Source organism: Flectobacillus roseus (assembly GCF_030056595.1).
GTDB lineage: Bacteria > Bacteroidota > Bacteroidia > Cytophagales > Spirosomataceae > Flectobacillus > Flectobacillus roseus.
Window position 1 is genome coordinate 1 of sequence record NZ_JASHIF010000045.1, and the last position, 1,281, is coordinate 1,281.

Below are 1,281 nucleotides of genomic sequence, written 5' to 3' on the forward strand. Positions count from 1 at the left end.
ATAACGATAATAAGCCTAACCCATATGATTTAGATAGTAATAATAATGGAGTTACAGACTTAGAAGAAAGTGGTTTGAATCCTAATTTGGATGCGAATGGAGATGGTATTGTAGATTGTTCTACGAACTGTGATCCAGATGGAGATGGTATTTTGACACCAGTAGATGGATTACCAAATGTGTGGAAAGATGCTCTATTACCAGACTTAACACCAACTACGGAGATTAATAGTTTGGAATTCTTAACAGCAGGAGCATCTCGTGATTTTGTGGTAAATGTGTATGAGATCAACGACAAGCCAAATGTATTAGGTAGCACGATTGGATTTAGAGTTGCGAAGATTTCAGGCTTTACGATTACGTATTCAAATACTTCAGGAACATCAAATGTACTTGGCGGAACAGCGAATAGTAATAGCGATTGGACCTTTACAGAGAATGCCAACTTTATCACAGTGACAGCTAAAGCAGGAGTCGTGATTCCACCAAATGGTAAGAAAACGGTTGGATTCACAGCAACTCGCAAGGCTGATGTACCAAGCAACACAAGTCAAAATATTACGGTAACCATTATCTACGGTTCAGCTGGTGAAGAAAGAGTAAATAACAATACTGTAGAGACGAAAATCACAGCTAACTAAAAAAAGCAAGCATTATGAACATTTTGCAAAAAATAGTAATTCTTCTAGTCTGCTTGACACTAGTTAGTGTAAAGATTCAGGCTCAAGATGTAAGTATCAATATTATCAATCAACCATCCACCGTGACTCAAGGCTCTACCTTGGGTCGGGTGACAGTGGATATTTGTAATAATGATGGCGGTAGCCGCAGTGCTGCGGCGAATAGATTACGTCCTTTGATTACATTGCCTAGTAGTTTAGTTGGTTCTGTCATACCAATTACGACTACAGGTTGGACTGTGCTTCCGATAGATATCAATAACCCGACTACCTTACGTTTTGAAAACACGGTTGCGATTGCTCCTGGAGAGTGTAGTCAAATAGTGATAGGTTATACGGGGGTAAACATTGGAGGTCCCCTAACAGTAACAGGAACGTTAGGGTTTAATGGTCCTCAAACGACAGGCAACCTAACTGGGAATGATAACAGTACGACCTCTATTACGGTGATTACTGGCGATACAGATGGAGATGGAGATCCAGATGTAACAGATCCACAGCCTACAGATCCATGTTCATGGGGAACAGGTCAAGTATTAGCGAATACATCAACAGCTTGGCGTACTGCCGACTGTGATGGAGATGGCGTAACGAACTACAA

At 40.7% G+C, this 1,281-nt stretch carries 1 protein-coding gene and 1 pseudogene; both read left to right on the forward strand.

All coding sequences use genetic code 11. The features are described from left to right. Nucleotides 1-641: pseudogene (locus QM524_RS25870) on the forward strand (hypothetical protein); the annotation flags it as partial. A 14-nt stretch (nt 642-655) separates the two neighbouring features. Next, nucleotides 656-1,281 (forward strand): hypothetical protein (locus QM524_RS25875; protein ID WP_283346900.1); only part of this gene is annotated, 626 nt, incomplete at its 3' end.